The organism is Streptomyces phytophilus (genome assembly GCF_013870535.1).
GTDB classification, from domain to species: Bacteria; Actinomycetota; Actinomycetes; order Streptomycetales; family Streptomycetaceae; genus Streptomyces; species Streptomyces phytophilus.
In genome coordinates this window covers 1-5,726 of the sequence record NZ_JACBXC010000303.1, presented here as the reverse complement: position 1 = coordinate 5,726, position 5,726 = coordinate 1, and the positions used below count along the sequence as shown (strand labels likewise).

At 74.1% G+C, this 5,726-nt stretch carries 7 protein-coding genes; all 7 read right to left on the bottom strand.

What is annotated here, in order from left to right; translation table 11 throughout:
• Positions 1-240: 240 nt before the first annotated feature.
• From H5J30_RS15535 to H5J30_RS15505, 7 genes are read right to left on the bottom strand one after another with little or no spacing between them, the layout of a single operon-like run.
• A complete protein-coding gene (locus H5J30_RS15535) occupies positions 241-1,677 on the bottom strand; it encodes an aldehyde dehydrogenase (RefSeq protein ID WP_181788025.1) in 1,437 nt (478 codons plus the stop codon).
• On the bottom strand, positions 1,652-1,882 hold the full coding sequence (gene thmT / locus H5J30_RS15530) for a 2-hydroxymuconate tautomerase (RefSeq protein WP_181788024.1): 231 nt from the start codon (positions 1,880-1,882) through the stop codon (positions 1,652-1,654). Before thmT ends, H5J30_RS15535 begins: the two co-directional genes overlap by 26 nt.
• Entirely contained in the window at positions 1,854-2,552 is a 699-nt protein-coding gene (locus H5J30_RS15525; RefSeq protein WP_181788023.1) for a cysteine hydrolase family protein, read from the bottom strand. The genes thmT and H5J30_RS15525 overlap by 29 nt, the downstream gene beginning before the upstream one ends.
• A complete protein-coding gene (locus tag H5J30_RS15520) occupies positions 2,549-3,262 on the bottom strand; it encodes a FadR/GntR family transcriptional regulator (protein ID WP_181788022.1) in 714 nt (237 codons plus the stop codon). Before H5J30_RS15520 ends, H5J30_RS15525 begins: the two co-directional genes overlap by 4 nt.
• A gap of 5 nt (positions 3,263-3,267) precedes the next feature.
• The gene (locus H5J30_RS15515; protein ID WP_181788021.1) at positions 3,268-4,332 is read right to left on the bottom strand and encodes an amidohydrolase family protein; all 1,065 of its coding nucleotides are present in this window, start codon (positions 4,330-4,332) and stop codon (positions 3,268-3,270) included.
• Positions 4,333-4,369: 37 nt separating this feature from the next.
• Positions 4,370-4,699, bottom strand: a complete 330-nt coding sequence (locus H5J30_RS15510; RefSeq protein ID WP_181788020.1) for an extradiol ring-cleavage dioxygenase — start codon at positions 4,697-4,699, stop codon at positions 4,370-4,372.
• 52 nt (positions 4,700-4,751) lie between these two features.
• The gene (locus H5J30_RS15505; RefSeq protein WP_181788019.1) at positions 4,752-5,600 is read right to left on the bottom strand and encodes a DODA-type extradiol aromatic ring-opening family dioxygenase; all 849 of its coding nucleotides are present in this window, start codon (positions 5,598-5,600) and stop codon (positions 4,752-4,754) included.
• Positions 5,601-5,726: the final 126 nt, after the last annotated feature.

The window sequence follows — 5,726 nt, the reverse complement described above, 5'->3', positions numbered from 1 at the left end:
GTGCGGGCGGCTTCGGCGAGCGCGTCGGCGGCCTTGGCCACCGCGTCCGACGGCGGGGCGGCGCCTCGGGCCCGTGAGGGAGCAGGCATGCGGGCACTCCTGACGTGAGGTAGGGGGAGTGAGTGGTGCGGAATCGGCGGGTGCGGGGTGCGGGGTGCGGAGTGTCGGGTGTGCGCGGGTGTGGGTGCGCGGGTGTGGTGCGCCGGTGTGGTGCGGGTGCCTTCGTCAGGCGGGGTGTCGTCAGGCGGGGGTCACGGCCATCACCACGGCCTTCGGCTCGGTGAAGAACTCCCTGCTGAAGTTCCCCCCTTCGCGCCCCACCCCCGAGTCCCCCACCCCGCCGAACGGCGCGCGCAGGTCGCGGATGAAGAAGCAGTTGGCCCAGACCGTGCCCGCCTTCAGCGCCGCGGCCACGCGGTGCGCCCGGGAGAGGTTCTCGGTGAAGACCATCGCGTTCAGGCCGTACGGGCTGTCGTTGGCGGCGGCCACCGCCTCCGCCTCGGTGTCGAAGGGCGTGACGACGACGACCGGGCCGAAGACCTCCTCGCGGTGGATCCGCGCCTCCGGCGGCGCGCCGGTGACGACGGTCGGCAGCACCGTCCAGCCTTCTCCGCGTCCGCCGGTGGCGATGGTGCCGCCGTCGGCGGGCACGCCGTCGAGGTAGGAGGTGACCTTGGCGTGGTGCTCCGCCGAGGCGAGCGGGCCGAGTTGGGTGGCCGGGTCCTTGGGGTCGCCGGTCACCAGCGCCTCGGCGGCGGCGGTGAAGCGGGCGAGGAACTCGGCGTACACCTCGCGCTGCACGTACAGCCGGCTGCCGGCGAGGCAGACCTGCCCGGCGTTGCTGAAGATCGCCTTGATCGACCAGGAGACGGCGGAGTCGAGGTCGGCGTCGGCGAAGACCACGTTGGCGCCCTTGCCGCCGAGTTCGAGGCTGACCGGGGTGAGGTTCGCCGCGGCGGCGCGGGCGATGGCGCGACCGGTGCCGGACTCGCCGGTGAAGGTGATGCGGTCCACGCGCGGGTCGGTGGTCAGCGCCTCGCCGGCGGCCGCGGGCCCGTAGCCGTGCACGACGTTGAGCACGCCGGGCGGCATGCCCGCCTGCAGCGCCAGCCGGGCCAGCAGCGTGGCGGACGCCGGGGTGTCCTCGGCGGGCTTGAGTACGACGGTGTTGCCCCAGGCCAGGGCGGGGGCCACCTTCCAGGTCTCCAGCATCAGCGGGAAGTTCCACGGCGCGATGGCCGCCACCACCCCCGCGGGCTCGAACCTGCTGTAGGCGTGGTGGCCGCTGTCCATGGGCAGCGCCTCGCCGGCCGCGAGCCTGGCGTGGTCGGCGAAGAAGCGGAAGTTCAGGGCCGAGCGGGGTACGTCCTTGGCGGTGCTGTCGGCGATCGGCTTGCCCATGTCGGTGGTGTCGGCGAGGGCGAGTTCGTCGCGGTGCTCGTCGATGAGGTCCGCGAGCCGGTGCAGGATCGCGCCGCGTTCCGCGAAGCCCATCCGCGGCCACGGCCCGCCGTCGAACGCGCGCCGCGCGGCGGCGACGGCGAGGCCGGCCTCCTCCGTGCCGCCGAGGGACACCTCGGCCCACGGCTCGCGGGTCCACGGGTCGACGGTGGCGAAGGTCTCGCCGGAGGCCGACTGGATCTCCCGGCCGTCAACGATGTGCGGAATGAGGTCCATGGTCCTCGCCTTTCTGGTCCTGCTTCTCCTGGATGGTCACGTCGCCCGCCGCCCAGTGCGTGGCGGGCACCTCGCGGAGGATCACGCGGACGCTCTCGGGCGGCGCGTCCGCGGTCCGGGCCACGGCCCGGGTCACCTCGCCGATGAGGGCGCGCAGTTGGTGCGGCGAGCGGCCTTCAACGAGCGTCACTTCGACCAGCGGCACCGGTCCTGCTCCTCTCGTACGACGGGTCGGGGCCGGGGCCGCCGGCGAGCAGCCCGGCGGCCTGTTCGCCGCCGACGACCTCGGCGAAGACGGTGCCCATCAGCCGCAGGCTGGCGGCGTGCAGCTCCTCGACGTAGCCGGCGACGGCGTCGCGGGCGACGACGACCCGCAGGTCCCGGAAGAAGGCGTCGCGCACGGTGGACTCCACGCAGAAGTCGGTGCGTACGCCCGCCATCACGAGGGTGCCGACGGCGAGCCGGGCCAGCAGGCCGTCCAGCGACGTGCGGTGGAAGGCGCTGAACCGGGGCTTGACCACCTCGTGGTCCCCGGGCCGGACGTCGAGGCCGGCGACCGGCTCCGCGCCCCAGGTGCCGCGCCGCAGGCCGCGCTCGCGCAGGAACGGGCTGCGCTCGGCGAGCAGCCCGACGGAGTCGTCGTCGGGCCACTCCATCCGCACCCACACCACCGGCCGGCCGCCGCTGCGGGCCGCCGCCACCAGGGCGTTGATCCGCTCCACGAGGCCGTCGAGGTCCGCGACCCGCAGCCCGGCCGCGGCGAAGACGCCGTCGGGGTGGCAGTAGTCGTTCTGGACGTCGATGACCACCAGCGCCGCCGCGGCAGCGGCAGACGTGGCAGAAGCAGACGTGGCAGGAGAGGTCGGTGTGCTCATCCGGGCTCCCTCGGTGTGACGGTGAGCCCGGCGTGGGCCTCCATGGCGGCGTCGAGCCGCTGCCTGCTGCCGGAGGCGATGGCCTCGACCAGTTCGCGGTGCACGGCGGCGCCGTCGGGGTTGATCCGGCTCGGCTCGTCGGCGGTGACGCCGCGCAGCCGGCTGGCGACGAACTCCAGCAGCGAGACGTAGGTGTGGCGCAGGATCTGGTTGGGCGTGATCTCGGCGATCCTGCGGTGCAGCGCCCAGTTGGCCGCGAGGTAGTCGGCGGCGGACAGCCCCTCGACGGCCATCTCCTCGGCCAGCCTGCGCAGTTCGGCCAGGTCGGCGTCCGTGCGGTGGCGCATCGCCTCCTGCGCGACGAGCGGTTCCAGGTTGTCCCGTACCACCAGGCAGTCGGAGACCGACACCGAATCGCCGCTCAGCTCCAGCATCTTGCGGCCGAGGCGGACGAGCGCGGGCGGCGAGGCGACGAAGATGCCGCCCTTGACGCCGGGGCGTACGGAGACGGTGCCGCGGGAGACCAGCAGCCGGACGGCCTCGCTGAACGTGGCCGCGGCCACGTCGTACTCGCGGCGCAGGCTCTCCTTGGTGCCCAGCTTGTGACCGCTGGGCAGGGACTGCTCGGCGATGCGCCCCTCGATCCGCTTGGCGACCGCCTCGGCGCGGGATGACCGGCGCAGCTCGTCCGTCCCTGCTTCGCTGCTCAATGTCCTCAGCCCTTCGACTGGATGGAATGGGATGGCGAGGGTAGCGAGCGCCCGCCGGCGGCCGTCGCGGGCCCGGTGCCGAGGCCCAGACCCGGCAGCAGCGCGGCGGCGTTGCCGCCGAGGATCGCGGCCTCGTCGGCGGCGTCGAGCCCGATGCGGCGCACGGTCTCCAGCGGCCGGTCGTCCATGAGGTCGAACGGGGTGTCGGTGCCGAGCAGTACGTTGCGGGCGGTGACGTCCTCGACGAGCCGGGCGATGGTCCGTACGTCGAAGACCGCCGTGTCGTACAGCAGCCGGCGCAGGAACTCCGTCGGCTCGCTGCCGACCACGCGCGCCACCGGCTTGCGGTGCCAGCCCAGGTCGAGCCGGGCGCCGACGGCGTGCGCGCAGCCGCCGCCGTGCGCGAGGCACAGGGTCAGCTCGTGCCGTTCGAGTACGCCGCCGAAGATCAGCCGGGAGACGGCGAGGGCCGTCTCCAGCGGATAGCCGAGGAGTTGGACGAGGTGGTAGTCGGCGAGCCGGTCGCGCTCGGAGACCCGGCTGGGGTGCAGCAGGGTAAAGCAGCGGCGGGCCGCGAGCACCGTCCACAGGTCCTCGTTGACCGGGTCGTCCAGCTCGCGGCCGGCGCCGTAGGTGCCCATGGTGGCGCCCACCAGGCCGAGTTCGTCGAGCGCGCGGGTCAGCTCCGCGGCGGCTCCGGGGTGGCCGACGGGCACCGTCGCCAGCCCGTGCAGCCGGCCGCCGGACTCCGCGGCGAACTCCGCCAGCGCGTCGTTCGAGCGCCGGGCCAGCTCCAGCGCCAGCGCGTCGTCCGTCGCCTGGGAGGCGAAGAGGAACGGCGGCGCGGCCACCACGTGGTGGTCGACGCCGGAGGCGTCGAGCAGGGCGAGCCGGTGGTCCATGGCGTACTGCTCGGGCGGCAGCGGCACCGGTGCGCCCGCGGGCAGCCCGCACAGCGCGGGGTCCAGCGTGAGCACGCGGTCGCCCGCGCGGGAGAGGTCCGCGCGCCCCTCGCGCTCCAGCGCGCGCAGCAGCGGCAGGGGCATGGCGTGCGTGTGGATGTCGATCACTGGCGCGGGGGGTGCGGTCCCCGTACCGGTCGGCGTGTCAGTCACCGCGCGCTGCCATGTAGGTCTCGTACTCGTCCCCCAGCAGCGACCGGATCAGCGCCGTCGCGGCCTGCGAGGTGCCGGCCTGCTCGCCGGTGCCGTAGATCAGCCGGGCCAGCTGCGACAGCAGGTAGGGGTGCAGCCCCAGGTGGTAGAGGCGCCGGAAGTCGCGCGCGGCGATCGCGGTGCGCTCCTCCTCGGTGAGGGGGTACGCGGCCAGGACCTCCGCCTCGGCGGTCTCGAAGCGGGCGCGCAACTCGCGGTCCCACTTCAGCTCCTGCACCAGGTCGTTCGTCCGCAGCTGCGGATCGAAATGGTCGAGTGCCATCAGGTGTCCTTCTGTAGTGGTCGGGCGTCGTGGGGGTGCCGGTGCCGGCGGGTCAGGACAGGTGCCACTGCACGGCGCCGACGCCGCAGCGCCACTGATCGACCGCGACGTACCCCAGGGAGGTGCACGGGCGCGGGCCGATGGCGCCCATGACCACCACCCACGACAGCAGCTCCGCGGTGCCGCCCGAGCCGGCCTGCTCCATGCGGTCGAACGTCGCCTCGGTGAGGATCCGCTCGTGGTCGCCCTCCTGGAGCAGGTCGAGCCACCAGCGGTCGAACTTCTCGTCGATGTCCAGGTACCGCGGCCCGCCGGGCTCGTGGCTCAGCCCGCCGGAGCCGAGCAGGCCCACGCGCAGCCCGTCGGGCAGGCGGGTGCGGATCGCCTCGCCGAGCGCCTCACCGAAGGCGTAGCAGGCGCGCTCGTCGGGGACCGGGGGGACGGTGCAGTTCTGCAGTACGGGGACGACCCGGACGCCCGTCTCGACGAGCCGGGCCATGGCGGTGGGCACGGAGAGGTTGTCGTCGAAGCGCAGGTCGCCGGGCTCGGCGCGCATCCCGGGGCCGCTGTCCCGGACGGCCTCGTAGAGGGCGGCGGCGACGCCGGGGTCGCCGGGCAGGGTGTAGTCGTCGACGCGCAGCCAGGGCTTGAACCACTCGTCGGGGCCGCGGTGTTCCGCCGCGAGGCCGAAGGTGAAGTCGGCGTAGTCGCTCACCCGGGCGTTGGCGACGTGGTCGTTGCCGACGACCAGCAGCACGTCCGCGCCCGAGTCGACGACGGCGTCGTGCACGGCGTCGTACGCCTCGGTGACCACCCGGCGCTCGGGCTCCGGCGCCTTGTCGAACCAGCCGGTGAGGCCGGGCGTGTGGCTCGCGGCCAGGGCCAGGCATATCTCTGCCATTGCTCCTCGAACTCCTCCGTGTGTCGCTGAACTGTCGTGCGGTGCGCGTGCGGTACGCGCCGGCCCCCCGCTGCGGGCGGCGGGGTCAGCCGGGTCTCAGCCGCTCCTCGATGGCGTCCGCCGCGA

What these genes read in the sequence shown, in the direction of transcription:
- H5J30_RS15535 (WP_181788025.1), bottom strand. Translation starts at nt 1,677, where the DNA reads ATGGACCTCATTCCGCACATCGTTGACGGCCGGGAGATCCAGTCGGCC.
- H5J30_RS15525 (WP_181788023.1), bottom strand. Translation starts at nt 2,552, where the DNA reads ATGAGCACACCGACCTCTCCTGCCACGTCTGCTTCTGCCACGTCTGCC.
- H5J30_RS15510 (WP_181788020.1), bottom strand. Translation starts at nt 4,699, where the DNA reads ATGGCACTCGACCATTTCGATCCGCAGCTGCGGACGAACGACCTGGTG.
- H5J30_RS15505 (WP_181788019.1), bottom strand. Translation starts at nt 5,600, where the DNA reads ATGGCAGAGATATGCCTGGCCCTGGCCGCGAGCCACACGCCCGGCCTC.